Here is a 19,009-nt window from a genome sequence, read left to right on the forward strand (position 1 = left end):
GGAAACGCCCAGGCCCCGTGCAAGCAGGTTGAAAGGCAGGGATTGCGCGGACCCCATACCTTTGGGAACCGAGTTACATTAAACGCAGATGGCCCCACCACCGCGCGTACAGCCGGTGGATGAAGCGTCCACCCAAGCCCCTTCCAAGGCCCCCTGCGCAGCCTGCCCTGCCTTCACAGACTGACATGCTCGACCGCATCACCGCCTCCCTGCCCTCGCTGGCCCCCGCCGAACAGCGCGTGGCCAAGCTGGTGCTGACCGACCCCCGCACCTTCGCCCGCCTGCCCGTGCGCGAGCTGGCCGAGCGCGCGCATGTGAGCAAGCCCACCGTGGTGCGCTTTTGCCGCAGCATGGGTTACGACGGGCTGGCGGACTTCAAGCTCAAGCTGGCAGGCAGTGTGAGCGAAGGCGTGCCCTTCATCCACCGCAGCGTGGATGCCGACGACAAGACCGGTGACGTGCTGGTGAAGGTGGTGGACAACGCCGTGGCAGCGTTCCTGCAATACCGCAACGCGGCCAGCACCGTGGCCATCGAACGTGCGGCCGAGGCCATTGCCGACACGTGGAAGAAAGGCAAACGCATCGAGTTCTACGGCGTGGGCAACTCGGGCATCGTGGCGCAGGATGCGCAGCATAAGTTCTTCCGCCTGGGCGTGACCTCGATTGCCAGCAGCGACGGCCACATGCAGGTGATGAGCGCCACCCTGCTGGGGCCAGGCGACTGCGCCGTGATCATCTCCAACTCGGGCCGCACCCGCGACCTGATGGACGCGGCAGACATCGCCCGCCGCAACGGCGCCACCACCATCGTCATCACCGCCAGCGGCTCGCCCCTGGCCAGCACCTGCCAGATCCATCTGGCGGCCGACCACCCCGAGGGCTACGACCGCTACAGCCCCATGGTGTCGCGCCTCATGCACTTGCTCATCATCGACGTGCTGGCCACCTGCGTGGCGCTGCGCATTGGCAGCTCGCTGCAGCCGATCCTGCAGCAGATGAAGGAAAACCTGCGGGCCAAGCGTTACGCGTAAATCCTGGCCGTCAGGCCAGGCCGGCCCACGCCTTCTCAGTCCAGCGTGACACCCGCGTCGCGGATCACCTTGCCCCACTTGGTCGTTTCGGCCGCAAGAAAAGCGTCGCACGCCTCGGGCGTGGTGCCTTCACCAAAGGTGCCCATGGTGTCGAGTTTGGCCTTGGTTTCATCACTCTGGATGATGGCGTTCACGGCGTCCGACATGCGCTTGACGATGTCGCGCGGCGTCCCTGCGGGTGCAATCATGCTGGCCCAGGTACTGCCCAGCATGCCGGGCACGCCTTGCTCGATGAAGGTCGGCACGTCAGGCAACATGGGCAAGCGCTTTTCGCTGGCCACGCCGATGAGGGTGATGCGGCCTGCCTTGGCGGGCTGGATCAGGTTGGGCGGAGGGTCGAGGAACAAGGGCACCTGGCCGCCGAGCAAGTCCGTCAACGCCGGGGCTGCGCCGCGGTAGGGAATGTGGACCATGAAGGTCTTGGTCAGTGACTTGAGCAACTCGCTGGTCAGGTGCGCGGCAGAGCCTGTGCCTGATGAGGCAAAACTCACCTTGCCAGGGTTGGCCTTGGCATAGGCCACGAGTTCCTTCACCGTCTTGAACGGTGCATTGGGCGCCACCGCCGCCACCAACGGAGAAACACCCAGCAGCGACACGCCCATCAGGTCCTTGCGCGGGTTGTAGGGCAGCTTGGGGTAGAGCGTGGTGTTGGCGGTAAAGGCCGGAATGACCACACCAAAGGTGTGACCGTCCGGGGCGGACTTGGCGACGGCATCCACGCCGATGATGCTGTTCGCACCGGGTTTGTTGTCGATGACAACCGGCTGACCGAATTGCTTTTGCAGGCCTACCGTCAGCAGACGCGCCATCTGGTCGGTAAACCCGCCCGCCGTGTAAGGCACGATGATGCGAATCGGGCGACTCGGCCAACTGGTTTGGGCCAGTGCTGGCAATGCCGCACTGGCCAGCGCTGCGCCAGTGGCCTGGACAAGCCTGCGACGGGAAAGGAATGTGGTCATGGTTTTGTCTCCTGCTGATTTATAGGTATAAAAAGCAGCCTCAGCGCTCATGCGATAAGCGCTAAAAGCTATATTTTTAGAAGCATCCAGATCCCATCAAGTGGGCTGTGCCTGTGATCTGCGGGGGCTCAGAGGGCCTTGACCAGTTCAGGCACAGCCGTGAACAGATCCGCTTCCAGCCCATAGTCGGCCACGCTGAAGATCGGTGCCTCAGGGTCCTTGTTGATCGCCACGATCACCTTGGAGTCCTTCATGCCCGCCAAGTGCTGGATAGCACCCGAGATACCGGCGGCCACATACAGCTGCGGTGCCACGATCTTGCCCGTCTGGCCCACTTGCCAGTCGTTCGGTGCGTAGCCTGCGTCCACCGCTGCGCGGCTGGCACCCAGGGCGGCGCCCAGCTTGTCGGCCAGGGGCGTCATGACTTCGTCGAACTTTTCCTTGCTGCCCAGCGCACGACCACCGGAGACGATGATCTTGGCAGCGGTCAGCTCGGGGCGGTCGCTCTTGGCGATTTCGCTGCCCACGAAGCTGCTCTTGCCTGCGTCGGCCGTGGCGGCGGCGATTTCAACTTGTGCGCTGCCACCGGTGGCGGCTGCGGCGTCAAAGCCGGTGGTGCGCACGGTGATGATCTTGACGGCATCTTGGCTTTGCACGGTGGCAATGGCGTTGCCGGCGTAGATGGGGCGCTCAAACGTATCGGCTGCGATCACCTTGGTGATGTCGCTGATCTGGGCCACATCGAGCTTGGCCGCCACGCGGGGGGCCACGTTCTTGCCGCCAGCAGTCGCCGGGAACAGGATGTGGCTGTAGTTGGATGCGATGGCGAGCACTTGCGCGGCCACGTTTTCTGCCAGGCCGTGTTCCAGGCCAGGGGCGTCGGCGTGGATGACCTTGGCAACACCGGCTATTTTGGAGGCGGCCTGTGCAGCAGCTCCGGCGTTGTGGCCGGCCACCAGCACGTGCACGTCGCCGCCGCAGGCCACTGCGGCCGTGACGGTGTTCAGCGTGGCGCCCTTGATGGACGCGTTGTCGTGTTCAGCAATAACGAGTACCGACATTTAGATCACCTTCGCTTCGTTCTTGAGTTTTTCGACCAGGGCGGCCACGTCGGCCACCTTGATGCCAGCGCCGCGCTTGGCGGGCTCGGTCACCTTGAGGGTCTTCAGGCGCGGGGCCACGTCCACACCGAGGTCTTCGGGCTTGACGGTATCGAGCTGCTTTTTCTTGGCCTTCATGATGTTGGGCAAGGTGACGTAGCGGGGCTCGTTCAGGCGCAGGTCGGTGGTGATGACGGCGGGCAGCGTCAGGGCCAGGGTTTCCAGGCCGCCGTCCACTTCGCGGGTCACGCTGACCTTGTCTGCAGCCAGTTCAACCTTGCTGGCGAACGTGGCCTGGGGCAGGTCGGCCAGGGCCGCCAGCATCTGGCCGGTCTGGTTGGCGTCGTCGTCGATGGCTTGTTTGCCCAGGATGATGAGCGAGGGTTGCTCTTTGTCCACCAGGGCCTTCAAGATCTTGGCGACGGCCAGGGGCTGCAGTTCGACGTCGGTTTCCACCAGGATGGCGCGGTCGGCACCAATGGCCATGGCCGTGCGCAGGGTTTCCTGGCACTGGGCCACGCCGCAAGAGACTGCGATGACTTCGGTCACCAGGCCTTTTTCTTTCAGGCGCACGGCCTCTTCAACGGCGATTTCGTCAAAGGGGTTCATGCTCATCTTCACGTTGGCGATGTCCACACCCGTGTTGTCCGACTTCACGCGGACCTTCACGTTGTAGTCCACCACGCGCTTGACGGGAACGAGAATTTTCATGGTTGGGTCTTTCTGAAAAAACAGGAAATCGATCAGTGCGACAGCGTGCGGTGCAGGTCACGCAATTCACGCTTGAGCACCTTGCCGATGGCGCTGCGCGGCAGCTCATCGATGAAATGCAGCGCAGCCAGCCGCTGCGTTTTGCCCGCCCGGGCGTTGTACCAACCCATGATCTGGGTGGCGTCTTCGGTGGCGCCCGGTCGGCGGCACACAAAGGCCACCGGCGTCTCGCCCCACTGTTCGGAGGGCACGCCGGTCACGGCCACGTCCTCCACGGCGGGATGCTTGCGCAGCTCTGCTTCGAGGTCGCTGGGGTAGATGTTGAAGCCGCCGCTGATGACCATGTCCTTGCGGCGGTCCAGCAGGGTCAGAAAGCCCTGCACGTCAAACCGGCCCACATCGCCCGTGCGGATGAAGCGCTTGCCGGTGGCGTCAAACCACTCGGCCTCGCGCGTCTTGTCGGGCTGCCGGTGGTAGCCGGTCATCATGCCGGGCGAGTGGCCCACCACCTCGCCGGTGGCACCGGGCGGCAGCTCATGGCCCTCTTCGTCGATCAGGCGGATATCGCTGGTGGACGCGGGCTGGCCCACAGTGTGCAGCTTGTCCGGGTGCTCGTGCGCCGCCAGGATGCAGGTGCCGCCGCCTTCGGTCATGCCGTAGAACTCGTACAGCGCGCCCGGCCAGCGCGCCAGGATGTCGGCCTTGAGCTCGGCACGGAACGGCGCGCTGGTGCAGAACTTGGCGCGAAAGCACGACAGGTCGAATTCACCAAACTGCGGCAGCGCCATGATGCGCTGGTATTGCACCGGCACCAGCATGGAATGCGTGGCGCGGATCTGCTGCGCGGTCTGTAAGTAGCGCAACGCATCGAACTTCGCCATCAGCCGCACGCTGCCGCCCCAACACAGGCCGGGAAAGAACGACACCAGCGTGGTGTTGGAATACAGCGGCGTTGCCAGCAGCGTGACACTGTCCGGGCCGTAGCCCTGCGCCAGGCCGCGCACCAGATGCGCCCAGCGCATGCCGTGCGATTGCACGATGCCCTTGGGGTTGCCGGTGGTGCCGGAGGAATAAATGATGTTGAACGGGTGCTCGGGCCCCACGTCCACCGGCTGCGGTGCGGCGCCTTCGGGAGCGAGCCACTCAATCCACGGCGTGCCCGCGCCGGTATCGTCCAGCGCCACCAGGGGCAGCGCACCGGCGCCTTCCATCACTGCCGGCGGCACCGCCGCCCTGCCCTGCGCATCGGCAAACAGCAGGCGCGCCTGGGCATCGCCCAGCATGGACGCCATCGCATCGGGCGTGACGGAGGGTGCCAGCGGTGCCACTACCACACCCGCACGCAGGGCGCCCAGGTACACGGCGGCATAACGCACAGACGACGCGGCGCACACGGCAACCACATCGCCCGAGTGCAGGCCCGCCTGCTGCAACGATGCGGCCACGCGGTCCACCAGGGCATCGAGTGCGGCCCATTTCAACGCGGAGTCGTCATCGGCCAGGGCGCTGGCCTGCGGGCGCTGCCGCGCGTTGTCACGCAGCAGATCGGAGACCCGGCGGAAAGGGGGCAAAGGGGCAGAGGCAGTTGCGTTGGTCATGGCCCAACTTACTCGAAGACGATGCCCTTGTCGCGGATCACCTGGCCCCACTTGGCGTAATCGCCACGCACGCGCTTGGCCATCTGTTCCGGGCCCTGGTAGTTGGCGATGGCACCGGCGTTGAGCAGCTTGTCCTGCACTTCCTTGTCGGCCAGGATGGCTTTGACTTCGGTGCTGATGCGATCAACCACCTCCTTGGGCGTACCGAGCGGGGCCATCAGGCCGCCCCACGACACGGCATCAAAGCCCTTGAAGCCCTGCTCGGCAATGGTGGGCACGTTGGGGATTACGCCCACGCGCTGCGGCGAGCCCACGGCAATGGCGCGCAGCTTGCCCGTCTGGATATGGGGCAGCGCTGCCACGAGGTCGGCATACATCATGGGCACCTGGCCGCCCAGCGTGTCGGTGATGGCGGGCACACCGCCCTTGTAGGGCACATGCTCCATCTCGAATTGACCCAGCTGCTTGAGCAGCTCCATGCTCAGGTGGCCAAAGCTGCCCACGCCCGAGGAGGTGTAGTTGAGCTGACCTGGCCGCGCCTTGGCGTGGGTGATGAGCTTTTGCAGATCGGTCACGGTAGGCATCTGCGCCGGGTTGACCACCACTACGATGGGCAGGTCGTACACGGTAGCCACGGACACGAAATCCTTGGTGGTGTCGTAGCCCGCCTTTTTGTACAGGTGCGGAGCCAACAGCGTGGGCGTGGCCAGCATCATGAGCGTGTAGCCGTCGCCAGGGGTCTTGGCGATCTGCTGCGCGGCAATCGAGCCCGAAGCGCCCGCGCGGTTCTCCACCACCACGGGCTGCTTCAGCCGCTCGGCCAGCTTCTGGCCGACGATACGCGAGGCCGTGTCGGTGGGGCCACCAGCCGGGAAGGGCACCACGAGCTTGATCATCTTGTTGGGCCAGGCCTGGGCGTGCGCTGGGGCCGTGCCCAGCAGGCCGATGGCCGACACAGCGGCAGCTGCGGACAGCACCGCGCGACGCGAAAAGGCGGCGGGGAAAAGAGATTGTTTCGTCATCAGATATCCGTTTTTACTTTCAGCTTTTGTGCTGACCCACGCCCGACGTAACCGGCGCGGCCCAGGCGCGGGCAGCCGCGCAAGGGCCGCCCCGCCGCGCTGGCTGCGTCCCCCTGCCCGCATGGCGCAGCCATGCGAGAGCGGGGGGAAGCCGCGCTGCGGCTCAGGGGGGTGTTAATCGAGCTTTGCGCCAGACACTTTCACCACGCGCTCCCACACCGGTGCGTCCTTCTTGAACTGGGCGCTGAACTGCTCGGGACTGCTGCCCACGGGGGTGAAACCCATCTGCTGGATGCGGTCGCGCACTTCGGGCATCGCGATCACGGCCTGCAGCTCAACGCCAAGCCGCGCTACGACTTCGGGCGGCGTCTTCGCGGGTGCGCTCATGCCCACCCAGCCCGTCACCTGGAAGACCTCGTCCTTGATACCCTGCTCAGCCATCGTGGCCACTTTGGGCAGCGCGTCCATGCGCTGCGCGCCGGTCACGGCCAGTGGCTTGAGGCGGCCCGATTCGATGTAGGGCCGGGCCGACTGCAGGCTGGCAAACGCCATCTGGAACTGCCCGCCCACGAGGTCCTGCAGCATGGGGGCCTCGCCCTTGTAGGCCACATGGTTCATGTCGGCCTTGTGCTTGTCGGACAGCCACGCCCCAGCCAGGTGGGCGTACGAACCCATGCCCCATGAGCCATAGGCGATCTTGCCCTTGTTGCGGTCGATGTAGGCCATCAGCTCCGCTGCGTTGTTGACCGGCAGCTGCGGGTTGACCAGCAGCACCACCGGCGCCAGCGCGATCTGGGTGATGAGGGCCTGGTCCTTTTGCGGCTGGTACGGCAGGCGGTCGTACAGAAACTGGTTGATGAGCATGGTGGTGCCCAGGGACACCAGCAGGGTGTAGCCGTCGGCCGGCGACTTGAGCGCCTGGTCGGTGCCGGTCACGCCGCCGGCTCCGCCGCGGTTGTCCACCAGAACAGGCTGGCCCAGGCGGGCCGAGAGCTTCTCGCCCAGCGCGCGGGCGGTGATGTCGGTGGCGCCACCGGCCTGGTACGGCACGATCAGCTTGATAGGCTTGGCAGGCCAGGCGTCCTTACCCGCCTGCGCCAGGGCCGAGCCCAGCAGGCCGGTGCTGATGAGGGCGGCCAGGCCCTGCAGGACCCTGCGGCGGGGAATACGGAAGAAGTTCATGTTTGTCTCCGGATGGCAATAGGAAAAGGTCGATAGCGCTTGTTCCGCAAGCGCTTTCCGCTATTATTTTTATAGCTATTAAAGCGGGGGAAGTGTGAGCACACCCTTGTCGCGCAGGGCCTGAAGCTCGGCCTCTGGCAGTTGCAGCAGCTGCTGCAGCACATCGCGCGTGGCGTCGCCCAGGGTGGGCGGTGCGTTGCGGATGGGCAGGCGCTGGCCGTCCAGCCGATAAGGCGGCGCGAACACATGCGTGGTGCCCGCCACGGGGTGGGGCATTTCCTGCAGGAGGCCGCCACGCCGCGTACGCTCGCTGGTCAGCGCTTCGTGCAAGCCAGCCACCCTGCCGCAAGGGATGCCAGCAGCGGTCAGGCGTTCGAGCAGCACATCACGCGGGAAGCTGGCAATCAACGCCTTCATCTCGGGCAGCAGGGTCAGTCGATTGCGGGCACGCTCGACATTGGTGGCAAAACGGGGGTCTTCCACGATGTCCGGGCGCATCACCACCTGACGGCAGAACTTGTCGAACTGGCTGTTGTTGCCCACGGCGATGATGAGCGGACCGTCCTGTGCCTCGAACATGCCGTAGGGCACGATGGACGGGTGGGCGTTGCCGTAGCGCTGCGGGTCGTGGCCCAGCAGCATGGCGTCCAGGCCGTAGTAGCCGGTGATCATCAGACCGCAGTCGTACAGCGCCATCTCGATGTGGCGGCCCTTGCCCGTGCGCTCCCGCCGGAACAGCGCGGCCAGCACGGCCTGCGCCGCATACATGCCGGTCATCATGTCCACCGCGGCCACGCCGAACTTCAGCGGGGGCTGGCTTGCCTCACCGTTGATGGCCATCAGACCCGCCTCGCCCTGGATCACCAGGTCATAACCGGGGCGCTTGGCCTCGGGGCCGGAGCTGTCGTAGCCCGCCACCGAGCAGTAGATGAGGTCGGGCTTGATGGCCTTGAGCTGCTCGTAGCCCAGGCCCAGCTTCTCGGCGCCGCCGGTCTTGAAGTTCTGGACCACCACGTCGCACTGCGGCAGCAGGTCGCGGATGATCTTCACGCCTTCGGGCGTCTGCAAATCCACCGTGATGGACCGCTTGTTGCGGTTCATGCTGTTGTAGTAGGTGGTCTCGGTCTTGCCGATGCGCATGCCCCAGTCGCGGGTGTCGTCACCCCGGCCGGGGTGTTCCACCTTGATGACGTCGGCACCAAAGTCGGCCAGTACCTGGCCGCACAGCGGGCCCGCAAACACACGCGAGAGGTCGAGCACGCGCACGCCTTCGAGCGGGAAGTCCATGCCCTCGGGCAATGGGGGTGTGGGGGTGGTGGAGGTCATTGCGTAGTGTCTTGTGTACCCGCGCCAGCGGTATTGACCTGGCGCAGGCGGGCGAAATCGGCCGGGCGTTTTTCCAGAAACGCACCGATGCCTTCGCGGGATTCTTCGGTGGCTTGCGACTGCACCATGAGCTGAGCTTCCAACTCCAGCTGGTCGTCCAGTGGCTGGACGTAGGCACTGCGGCACAGCGCCTTGATGCGGCCCATGGCCAGGTCCGGCCCGGTGGCTACCTGCGCGGCCAATGCCAATGCCTGCGTCAGCGCCTCACCCGGTTCGGCCAGTCGGTTGACCGGGCCCAGCGCATGCAGTCGCTCGCCAGAGATGCGTTCGCCGGTGAGGCACAGCTCGGTCAGAACCTGGCGCGACACGAACTCGGCCAGGAAAGCCGTGGCGCCGCCGTCGGGCGTGAGGCCCACTTTCACATAGGCCACCGAGAACACGGCATTGCGCGCAGCCACCAGCATGTCACAGGCAAGCGCCAGCGACAGGCCCGCACCGGCCGCTGCGCCCTCCACCGCTGCAATCACCGGCTTGCGGCAATCGCGCACGGTGCGGATCAGGTCGTGCAGGCCTTCGAGCTTGGCGCGGCGCTCTTCAATGGGCAGCTCACGTCGCTTGGCCAATTGGCGCAAGTCACCGCCCGCACAAAAGTGCCCGCCTTCGCCCGTGAGCACGATGGCACCCACGGTGGGGTCAGCCTCGGCCTGCGCCAAGGCCTCGGTCAGCGCCGCGTAAAACGCGGGCGACAGCGCATTGCGCGCAGCGGGGTTGTTGTTGGAGAGCACGAGCACCGCGCCCTCGCGGCGTTGCAGCAGAGGCTGTGGCTGCTCCATGGCTTCAGCTCCGGCCCAGCGCGATAAAGCGCGCCAGGTGGTGGTCTTCATCGCCAAACTGGTGGTCCACCATGACGAGGCGCTTGGCGTAGTGGGACAGGGGCAGCTCCCACGTCATGCCAATGCCGCCGTGCAGCTGAATACTTTCCTCCGCCACCAGCGCGCCAATGCGGCCCATCGTGACCTTGGCGGCGGACAGCGCACGCTCGCGCTCGACGCGGTCGGTACTCTCCATGGCAGCGGCTGCGTTGATGACCGCCGAACGCGCCTGCTCCACTTCGAGCAGCAGGTCGGCCATGCGGTGCTGCAGGGCCTGGAAGCTGCCGATGGGCACACCAAACTGCTTGCGGGTCTGCAGGTATTCCAGCGTATTTTTCTTGGCGACTTCCATCGCACCCAGCGCCTCGGCACACACGGCCAGAATGCCCCAGCCTACCGCGTGCTCCAGCGTCGCGTAGCCCTGCCCTTCTGCGCCCAGCAGTGCTCCCGCGCCGACATGAACGTTTTGCAAAGTGACTTCAGCCACGCGGCCACCATCGATACGACCCATGCCACGGTGGCTCAGGCCTGCGGCATCGGCGGGCACCAGGAACAGCGAGATACCCTCTTCATCGTCCACAGCGCCCGCTGTGCGGGCACTGACCAGCAGCAGTTGAGCCTGGTCGCCATGCAGCACCACGGCCTTGTGGCCGGTGAGTTGCCAGCCGTCGCCATTGCGCACGGCGCGGGTGGTCACGCGGTTGAGCGCGTAGTGCGCGCCGGCCTCCTCGTGCGCCAGGGTCACCACGGTGCTGCCGTCGATGATGCGGGCGATGTGTTCCTTTTGCGCAGCGCTGCCCGCCAGGCCCAGCGCACGGCCCACCACCAGCGCGCCCACAAACGGCTCCACCACCAAGCCGCTGCCCAGGGCTTCAAACACCACGGCCACATCAAAGCCTGCGCCGCCGAAGCCGCCATCGGCTTCGGGGAAGAGTGCGCCAATCGCGCCCAGCTCGGCAAAGCGGCTCCACAGCGCCGCGTCCATGCCGCTGTCGCCGTAGGCGATGTGGTTGCGCGTCTCGATCCCGTACTGCTCGGCCACAAAACGGTTCAGGGTGTCCGCCAGCATGCGGCGGTCTTCGGTGTGTTCAAAGTTCATCGCGGCAACCTCACAGGCCCAAAATCATTTTTGAAATGATGTTCTTCTGGATTTCATTGGAGCCGCCAAAGATCGACAGCTTGCGGTAGTTGAAGTAGTTGGCGGCTGCCGTGGCCGCCTCTTTCGGCCCCACGGGTTCGTCGGCATAGCCTTCGTACTGCGCCTCTTCGATGAAAGGCAGCGCGTACGGGCCCACCGCACGGCGGATGAGCGAGAGGATTTCCTGGCGGATCTCGGTGCCGCGAATCTTGAGCATGGAGCTTTCAGCCCCAGGCACGCCGCCACCGGCCACGGCGGCAATCACGCGCAGGTTGGTGGTCTTCATGTTCTCCAGATCAATCTCGACCTGGGCCATGCGGGCGGCAAACAGCGGGTCCTGGTCCAGCGGCTGGCCGTTCTTCATCACCTTGGCGACCACCACCTTGAGCTTGGCCAGTGCGGCAATGCAAAAGCCCACGCCTGCAATGCCCGTGCGCTCATAGGTCAGCAGGTACTTGGCGTAGGTCCAGCCCTTGTTCTCCTCGCCCACCAGGTTTTCTACCGGCACCTTCACGTCGGTGAAGAACACTTCGTTGACCTCCTTGTCGCCATCGAGCGTGCGGATGGGGCGCAGCTCCACGCCGGGCGATTGCATGTCCACCAGCAAGAAGCTGATGCCCGACTGCGCCTTGGCTTCGCGGTCGGTGCGTACCAGGCAGAAGATCATGTTGGCGTGCTGGCCCTGGGTGGTCCAGGTCTTCTGGCCGTTGACGATGTAGTGGTCACCCTGGCGCACCGCCGTGGTCTTGACCGATGCCAGGTCCGAACCCGCGCCGGGTTCGGAGTAGCCCTGGCACCACCAGTCCTCGCCGCTCAGGATGCGCGGCAGCCAGTATTTTTTCTGCGCCTCGTTGCCAAACTTGATGAGCACCGGGCCCAGCATGTTCACGCCAAAGGGCACGATGCGCGGGCCACCAGCCAGCGCACATTCGGTGTCGAAAATGAACTTCTCGACGGCCCCCCAGCCGGGGCCGCCATAGGCTTCGGGCCAGTGGTTGGCCAGCCAGCCGCGCTCGTTCAGGATGGCGTGCCACTCGTCCTGGTCCGCCTTGGACAGGCGCTGCCCGGCCTTGACCTTGGTGGCGATGCGCTCGGGCAGCTTGGCTTTCAAGAAAGCCTGCACCTCGGCGCGGAAGGCTTCTTCTTCAGGGGTGAAATTCAGGTCCATTGACGGTTTTCCTCAGTCATCCATGGCGCTGTGCGCCTGTATACGGCCTTTGCAATGGCACGCCCCAGGCGGGGGACGCCGAGCAAGGGCCGCCCCGCAGCGAGGGCGTCGTCCCCCTCCCGCGGGAGAGGGGGAAGCGGCGCCAGCCGCTCAGGGGGTGTTTCAATAAATTTCGAAGAGGCCTGCAGCGCCCATGCCGCCTGCAATGCACATCGTCACCACGCCGTACTTGGCCTTGCGGCGGCGGCCTTCGAGCAGCAGGTGGCCCACCAGACGGGCGCCGGTCATGCCAAACGGATGGCCAATGGCAATCGCCCCGCCGTTCACGTTCAGCCGCTCGGACGGAATGCCCAGGCGGCGCTGGCAGTACAGGGCCTGCGAGGCAAAGGCTTCGTTCATCTCCCACAGGTCAATGTCCTGCACCGTGAGGCCGTGGCGCGCCAGCAGCTTGGGCACGGCAAACACGGGGCCAATGCCCATTTCGTCGGGCTCGCAACCGGCCACCGCAAAGCCACGGAACGCGCCCAGGGGCTGCAGGCCACGGCGCTCGGCTTCTTTCGCTTCCATGAGCACGCAGGCGCTGGAGCCGTCGGACAGCTGCGAGGCGTTGCCTGCAGTGATGAACTGGCCCGGACCTTTCACCGGCTCCAGCTTGGCAAGACCTTCCAGCGTGGTGCTGGCGCGATTGCAGTTGTCGTGTGTGGCGGTCACTTCACGGTAGGTGACCTCGCCGGTTTCCTTGTTTTTTTCCATCATGCGCGTGGTGCAGGGCACGATCTCGTCAGCGAACACGCCGGCCTGCTGTGCGGCGGCGGTGCGTTGCTGGCTTAGCAGCGAGAACGCATCCTGGTCTTCGCGGCTGATGCCATAGCGGTGGGCCACGATGTCGGCGGTGTCGATCATGGCCATGTAGAGGTCGGGCTTGTGCTCTTGCAGCCAGGGGTCGATGTCTGCCGGGTTGCCGGTCCGGATGGCCGAGATGCTTTCCACCCCGCCCGCCACCATGGCGGGCACGCCTTCGGCCACGATGCGGCCTGCGGCAATCGCCACCGACTGCAGGCCCGACGCGCAAAAGCGGCTGGCCACCATGCCGGCCACCGACAGGGGCAGGCCCGCACGCAGCGCCGTCTGGCGGCCAATGTTCTTGCCGGTGATGCCCTCGGGGTAGCCGCAGCCCATCACCAGGTCTTCGATCAGCTCGGGGTCGATGCCCGAGCGCTCGACCGCCGCCTTGACGGAAAAGGCCGCCAGCTGCGGGCCGGGTGTGGCATTGAACTCGCCCCGGTGCGACTTGGTCAGCGGGGTGCGGGCGGTGGAAACGATGACGGCTTCACGCATGATTTGCTCCTGATTTAATAGCTGTTTGCGCTTATTCATAAAGCGCTAGAGGCCAATATGACTCGAATACGGTGGGACTGATGGAAAACGCTTCGCGTGCAATGCAGGTCAGGCAGACTCTGCGCTATGCAGCCTTGTTCAGGCTGTCGAAATTGCGCCCCTCGGCTACCAGCTTTTCCAGCAGCGGCGCGGGCTGCCAGAACAGAGGGTCTTCCTGGGCGAACTCGCGGATATCGGCCAGCACCTTGTCCAGCCCTGTCATGTCGGCCCACTTCATCGGCCCGCCACGGTGGCGCGGAAAGCCGTAGCCCGCGACAAAGGTCACGTCCACATCCAGCGGGCGCAGGGCAATGCCTTCGGCCACCACTTTGGCGCCTTCGTTGACCATGGCGGCCATGTAGCGGCGCATGATCTCGTCGGCGCTGAAGCTGCGGGGCGTGACGCCTTTCTTGGCGCGCTCGGCATCCACTATGGCCAGCACTTCCGGGTCGGGCTGGCCCGTGCGGGCACCGTCGGGGTACAGGTAGAACCCGCGCCCGGTCTTCTGACCAAACCAGCCGCGTTCGCAGATGCGGTCGGCAATCTCCACGTAGCGGGCCCGTGGGTCGCGCGTGGCAGCGCGGCGCTTGCGCGTGGCCCAGCCAATGTCTCCACCGGCGAGGTCCGTCACCTGGAAGGGGCCCATGGCAAAACCGAAACCGCGCACGGCGGCGTCGATCTCATACGGGCTGGCACCGTCTTCCAGCAGGTAGTCGGCCGCCTGCTTGTACACGGCCAGGATGCGGTTGCCGATAAAGCCGTCGCACACACCGGCGCGCACAGGCACCTTTTTGAGCTTCTTGGCCAGCTCAAACGCCGTGGCCACCACGTCGGGAGCAACCTTGGCGGGCACCACGATCTCCAGCAGCTTCATGATGTTGGCGGGGCTGAAGAAGTGCAGGCCGATCACGTCCTGCGGGCGGCCAGTGGCAGCGGCAATGGCGTCGATGTCGAGGTAAGACGTGTTGGTAGCCAGCACAGCACCGGGCTTGCACACGCGGTCGAGCTCGCGGAACACGGCCTTCTTGACCTCGATGTCTTCAAACACGGCCTCGATCACCAGGTCCACCTGGGCGATGTCGGCGTAGTCGGTGCTGCCGGTGTAGCGCGCCATCACGGCGGCCTGGGCGGCCTCGGTCATGCGGCCCTTGGCCACCAGGGCGTTGTAGACCTTCTCGACATTGGCGCGGCCCCGGGCAATGGACTCGGCATCGCGCTCGATCATGGTCACCGGCAAGCCGGCATCGAGGGCTGCCACGGCAATGCCCGCGCCCATGGTGCCGCCGCCGATGACGGCGATGCTGGCGACAGTGCGTGGCTGCGCGGCCTGGGCCTCAGGCACTTTGACCACTTCACGCTCGGCAAAAAAGGCGTGGATGAGCCCGGCGCGTTGCGGGCTGTCGATGCATTCCGTGAACAGCGCACGTTCGCGGGCCATGCCTTCTTCAAACGGCAACTGCAGTGCAGCCTGCACGCATTCGATGATCTTGAGGGGCGAGAACAGGCCGCGCGACTTTTTGGCCGTCTCAGCCTTTTGCTCTTCCAGCCAAGCCAGCGCAGCCTGCGGCTCGGCAATGGCCAGGTCACGCGTGCGGCGCACGGGGGCGTTGGCAGCCAGCAGTTCGCGCACGTAGGCCAAGCCTGCGGCCAGCGGGTCGGTGCCTTCCACCAGCTTGTCAACCAGGCCGGCTTGCAGCGCGGCCTGCGCCTTGAGGGGCTGGCCGCTGAGCATGAGGGTTGTGGCGGCCTGCACGCCCATCAGGCGCGGGGCGCGCTGGGTGCCACCCGAGCCGGGCAGCAGGCCCAGGTTCACCTCGGGCAGGCCCAGCGTGGCGGCAGGCAAGGCCAGCCGGTAGTGGGCCGACAAAGCCACCTCCAGCCCGCCGCCCAGGGCTGCGCCGTGCAGCACGGCCACCACGGGCTTGTTCAGGTTTTCGATGGCGCGGCAGACCTCAGGCAGGATGGGTGCTACCGGTGGCTTGCCGAATTCGCGGATGTCCGCCCCGGCAATGAAGGCCTTGCCCGCGCCCACCAGCAACACGGCGACCACGGCGGCGTCGGCCTGCGCCTGCTGCATGGCCGCCAACAGGCCCTGGCGCACGGCGGCTCCCAGGGCATTGACGGGCGGGTTGTCGATGGTGACGACCAGAACATCGCCATGCAGCGCGGTGATAACAACGGAAGATGCGGCAGCGGCGGCGTGCATACGGGGAAGTCTCCTGGTCAATGGCTGTGCCTGTTGATGACCGGGGGATTGTTGATGCGCGAAGTAATCTTGACAATTACATAGCCCATTGACAGACTGTCAAACTTCTTTTGACAAACTGCGGCAAGCGAGCGTTCAGATGCCGCCCCACCTATCCCGCCTATGGAACTCACCTCCCTCACCGTGCTGGTCGACATCCTTGATGCTGGCAACCTGAGCCAGGCCGCGCGCAACCTGAAGATGACGCGAGCCAACGTGAGCTACCACCTGCACCAGTTAGAAAAATCGGTGGGTGTACAGCTGGTGCGCCGTACCACGCGCCGGGTGGAGCCCACTGAGGTGGGCCTGCGCCTGTACGCCCATGGCCGCGCCATTCAGAACGAAATGCTGGCCGCGCGCGAAACGATTGCCACGCTGGGCCAAGGCCTGCAGGGCCGCGTGGGCCTGAGCGTGCCCAGTGGCTATGGGCAGATGGTGATGTCGGACTGGCTGATCGACTTCAAGCGGCTGTACCCCGGTATCGTGCTGGACGTGCGCTTCGAAAACCGGGTGGACGACCTCATCCGCGATGAGGTGGACATCGCCATCCGCGTGATGCCCGAGCCCCCACCCACGCTGGTGGCGCGCGACCTGGGCAGCGTGCGTTACATCGCCTGCGCATCGCGGGAGTACGCCGAGACGCATGGACTGCCCCAGGACTTCGAAGCTCTGCAGGCCGCGCCGGTGATCACCGCAGGGGTGGTAGGCAAGCAGCTGCGCCTGCGCGGGTACCGGGGTGACCAGCGCCAGGAGGCCATGCTGGAGCCCACCCTCATTTCGGAGCACTTTCCGTTTCTGCGCCAGGGCATCCTGGCAGGGCTGGGCGTAGGGCTGGTACCGGATTACGTGGTGCAGGACGCCGTGTCCAGCGGGGAAGTGCTGACCACGCTCGACGACTGGCGGCTGAGCATTTTTGGCACCCAGATGTTCATGCTCTACATGCCCAACCGCCACCAGACGCGTGCGGTGCGCACCTGCATTGACTACCTGCTGGGGCGTGCCCTGCCGGCAGCCGGCCAAGGAGTGACTGCGGAGCCAGGATGAGCATCTTCTGCGCGTTTACAAGCAAAAATAGCCGCAAGCGCAGGTATTCATTGCGCTAGCAGCTATTTTATTGATAGCAATCGCTACTGCGACAGTAGCACTGCGGGATGCGTCCCTCCGCCGCGCGTCAGCACACCCGCGTGGCGGCTGGCATCAGATGCGCCCTTCCTCCACCGCATGGCACGCAATGCGGATGCCGCCAATGCTCAGGAGCTGGGGGCGCTCGGTGCGGCAGCGGTCATTCACATGGGGGCAGCGCGGGTTGAACGCGCAGCCGGGCGGCGGGTTCAGCGGGTTGGGTACCTCGCCCTGGACGGGGGTGCGCGCCTTGCCGGTGTCGTGCATCTTGGGGATGGCATCGAGCAACATGCGCGTGTAGGGGTGACGCGGTGTGTCGAACAGCGTGTGTTTGTTGGCCAGCTCGACCAGCCGGCCCAGGTACATCACGCCGACCTGGTCGCTCACGTGGCGCACCACGGCCAGGTTGTGGCTGATGAACAGATAGGTGAGCTGCCGTTCGCGCTGCAGGTCCTTCATGATGTTGAGGACCTGGGCCTGCACCGACACATCGAGCGCGCTGGTGGGCTCGTCGCACACCAGGAACTCGGGTTCGGTGGCAAGGGCGCGTGCAATCGAGATGCGCTGGCGCTGCCCGCCCGAGAACTGGTGCGGGTACTTGACCATGTCCAGCGGCGACAGCCCCACGGACTTGAGCAACTCGCCCACGCGGGTTTTGAGCTGTTCCTTGTCGGTGATGAGGCCGTGTTCTTTCAGCGGCTCTCCGATGATGTCCTCCACCAGCCAGCGCGGATTCAGGCTGGCGTACGGGTCCTGGAAGATCATCTGGATGCGGCGGCGCATGGCCTTGGCATCGTTGCCCTTGAAGGCGGCGTGCGCGTCCTGGTTGTCGAAGGTGAGACCGCCGCGGGTGGGCTCGTACAACCCCACCAGCAGGCGGGCCACGGTGCTCTTGCCGCAGCCGGACTCGCCCACCAGGGCCAGCGTCTTGCCCTTCTCGATCTCGAAGCTCACGCCATCCACCGCATGCAACAGGGTGCGGGGCTTGCGTTCGATCACACGGTTGAGCCAGGGAGCGGAGACGTCAAAGGTCTTGGCCAGGTCGTGCGCCTGGACCAGGGCCTTGCTTTTCGTTGCTGCGGCACTCATGCGGTCACCTCGGCTTGGGTCGCGGCACCAGCGTGCAGCCAGCATGCAGCGCGTGTAGCGCCTGCATCCATCAGGTCGGGGCGGTCGGTCATGCAGCGGTCAAAGGTCTTGGGGCAGCGGGGGTTGTAGGCGCAGCCACGGGGAATGGCGTTCAGGCGCGGCATGGCGCCATCGATCTGGTTCAAACGTTCACGGTCCATCGTCATGTCGGGGATGGAGGCCATCAACCCGCTCGTGTAGGGGTGCGACGGCTTGTTGATCACATCGTGCACCGGGCCGATCTCGGCCACGCGGCCAGCGTACAGCACAGCCACGCGATCACAGGTTTCGGCAATCACGCCCATGTCGTGGGTGATCAGCATCACGGCTGCACCGCGCGATTTGCAGATGTTCTTGAGCAGCGTGATGATCTGCGCCTGGATGGACACATCCAGCGCCGTGGTCGGCTCGTCGGCCACGATGAGTTTGGGCTCGGCCGCCAGGGCCAGGGCGATCACCACACGCTGGCGCATTCCACCTGAAAACTGGTGCGGATAGTGGTCAATGCGCTCTTCTGCCGCGGGAATGCCGGTGTCCTTGAGCAACTGGATGGCGCGCTGGCGGGCCTCAGCGGCGTTGACAGGCAGGTGCGCCAGGATGGTTTCGGTGAGCTGTCGGCCCACCGTGTACAGCGGGTTCAGCGAGGTCAGCGGGTCCTGAAAGATGGCGCCAATGCGGCGACCACGGATGTGGCGCATTTCCTCATTGCTGAGGTTGTCGATGCGCTGGCCCTCCAGCAGGATCTGGCCCGAGGCCACACGGCCCGGCGGCTCCAGCAGGCCGATGATGGCCGCGCCGGTGAGTGACTTGCCGGCGCCGGACTCCCCCACCACGCCCAGGATCTCGCCGGGCGCAATGGAGAAGGAAATGTCGTCCAGGGCGCGCAGGGTACCGCGGCGACCCGGGAATTCGACAACGAGGTTTTTGACTTCGAGAAGGCTCATGGAGATATCGCTTTTCTTGTTCTTGT

The 19,009-nt window shown here is 65.4% G+C and carries 16 protein-coding genes; 2 read left to right on the forward strand and 14 right to left on the reverse strand.

What is annotated here, in order from left to right; genetic code table 11:
• The first annotated feature begins 185 nt into the window (after positions 1-185).
• A complete protein-coding gene (locus CLU87_RS16905; protein ID WP_056058413.1) occupies positions 186-1,031 on the forward strand; it encodes a MurR/RpiR family transcriptional regulator in 846 nt (281 codons plus the stop codon).
• 35 nt (positions 1,032-1,066) lie between these two features.
• Here CLU87_RS16905 and CLU87_RS16910 read toward each other — a convergent pair whose 3' ends face one another.
• From CLU87_RS16910 to CLU87_RS16965, 12 genes are all read right to left on the reverse strand, one after another.
• Entirely contained in the window at positions 1,067-2,050 is a 984-nt protein-coding gene (locus tag CLU87_RS16910) for a tripartite tricarboxylate transporter substrate binding protein (protein WP_099731194.1), read from the reverse strand.
• A 128-nt stretch (positions 2,051-2,178) separates the two neighbouring features.
• Positions 2,179-3,111 carry an electron transfer flavoprotein subunit alpha/FixB family protein gene (locus tag CLU87_RS16915; RefSeq protein WP_099730800.1) on the reverse strand — a complete coding sequence of 311 codons (933 nt, stop codon included), beginning with the start codon at positions 3,109-3,111 and terminating at the stop codon, positions 2,179-2,181.
• Complete coding sequence (locus CLU87_RS16920; RefSeq protein WP_099731158.1) at positions 3,112-3,861, reverse strand: electron transfer flavoprotein subunit beta/FixA family protein; 750 nt, start codon at positions 3,859-3,861, stop codon at positions 3,112-3,114. It abuts the gene before it with no gap.
• A 32-nt stretch (positions 3,862-3,893) separates the two neighbouring features.
• Positions 3,894-5,459, reverse strand: a complete 1,566-nt coding sequence (locus tag CLU87_RS16925) for a class I adenylate-forming enzyme family protein (RefSeq protein ID WP_099731195.1) — start codon at positions 5,457-5,459, stop codon at positions 3,894-3,896.
• Positions 5,460-5,467: 8 nt separating this feature from the next.
• A complete protein-coding gene (locus CLU87_RS16930; protein WP_099731196.1) occupies positions 5,468-6,481 on the reverse strand; it encodes a tripartite tricarboxylate transporter substrate binding protein in 1,014 nt (337 codons plus the stop codon).
• Between the two features lie 174 nt (positions 6,482-6,655).
• Complete coding sequence (locus CLU87_RS16935; RefSeq protein WP_099731197.1) at positions 6,656-7,663, reverse strand: tripartite tricarboxylate transporter substrate binding protein; 1,008 nt, start codon at positions 7,661-7,663, stop codon at positions 6,656-6,658.
• Between the two features lie 78 nt (positions 7,664-7,741).
• Positions 7,742-8,989 (reverse strand): CaiB/BaiF CoA-transferase family protein, encoded by a 1,248-nt coding sequence (locus CLU87_RS16940; RefSeq protein WP_099731198.1) that lies wholly within the window; start codon positions 8,987-8,989, stop codon positions 7,742-7,744.
• Positions 8,986-9,822, reverse strand: coding sequence for an oxepin-CoA hydrolase, alternative type (locus CLU87_RS16945; protein ID WP_099732221.1), 837 nt, complete (start codon positions 9,820-9,822; stop codon positions 8,986-8,988). Before CLU87_RS16945 ends, CLU87_RS16940 begins: the two co-directional genes overlap by 4 nt.
• A 4-nt stretch (positions 9,823-9,826) precedes the next feature.
• Entirely contained in the window at positions 9,827-10,960 is a 1,134-nt protein-coding gene (locus CLU87_RS16950) for an acyl-CoA dehydrogenase family protein (protein ID WP_099731199.1), read from the reverse strand.
• Positions 10,961-10,970: 10 nt separating this feature from the next.
• Positions 10,971-12,167 (reverse strand): acyl-CoA dehydrogenase family protein, encoded by a 1,197-nt coding sequence (locus CLU87_RS16955; RefSeq protein WP_099731200.1) that lies wholly within the window; start codon positions 12,165-12,167, stop codon positions 10,971-10,973.
• 162 nt (positions 12,168-12,329) lie between these two features.
• Complete coding sequence (locus tag CLU87_RS16960) at positions 12,330-13,505, reverse strand: acetyl-CoA C-acyltransferase (protein ID WP_099731201.1); 1,176 nt, start codon at positions 13,503-13,505, stop codon at positions 12,330-12,332.
• Positions 13,506-13,629: 124 nt separating this feature from the next.
• Positions 13,630-15,750, reverse strand: a complete 2,121-nt coding sequence (locus tag CLU87_RS16965; protein WP_099731202.1) for a 3-hydroxyacyl-CoA dehydrogenase NAD-binding domain-containing protein — start codon at positions 15,748-15,750, stop codon at positions 13,630-13,632.
• Between the two features lie 162 nt (positions 15,751-15,912).
• Between CLU87_RS16965 and CLU87_RS16970 the strand changes: the two genes are divergently transcribed.
• Positions 15,913-16,833, forward strand: coding sequence for a LysR family transcriptional regulator (locus CLU87_RS16970; protein ID WP_099731203.1), 921 nt, complete (start codon positions 15,913-15,915; stop codon positions 16,831-16,833).
• Between the two features lie 153 nt (positions 16,834-16,986).
• On the opposite strand, the gene CLU87_RS16975 is transcribed toward CLU87_RS16970, so the two are convergent.
• Entirely contained in the window at positions 16,987-18,000 is a 1,014-nt protein-coding gene (locus tag CLU87_RS16975; RefSeq protein ID WP_099731204.1) for an ABC transporter ATP-binding protein, read from the reverse strand.
• Positions 17,997-18,983 (reverse strand): ABC transporter ATP-binding protein, encoded by a 987-nt coding sequence (locus CLU87_RS16980; RefSeq protein WP_056059952.1) that lies wholly within the window; start codon positions 18,981-18,983, stop codon positions 17,997-17,999. The genes CLU87_RS16975 and CLU87_RS16980 overlap by 4 nt, the downstream gene beginning before the upstream one ends.
• Positions 18,984-19,009 lie beyond the last annotated feature (26 nt).

Origin of the sequence: Acidovorax sp. 59 (assembly GCF_002754175.1) — a bacterium.
Lineage (GTDB): Bacteria > Pseudomonadota > Gammaproteobacteria > Burkholderiales > Burkholderiaceae_C > Acidovorax > Acidovorax delafieldii.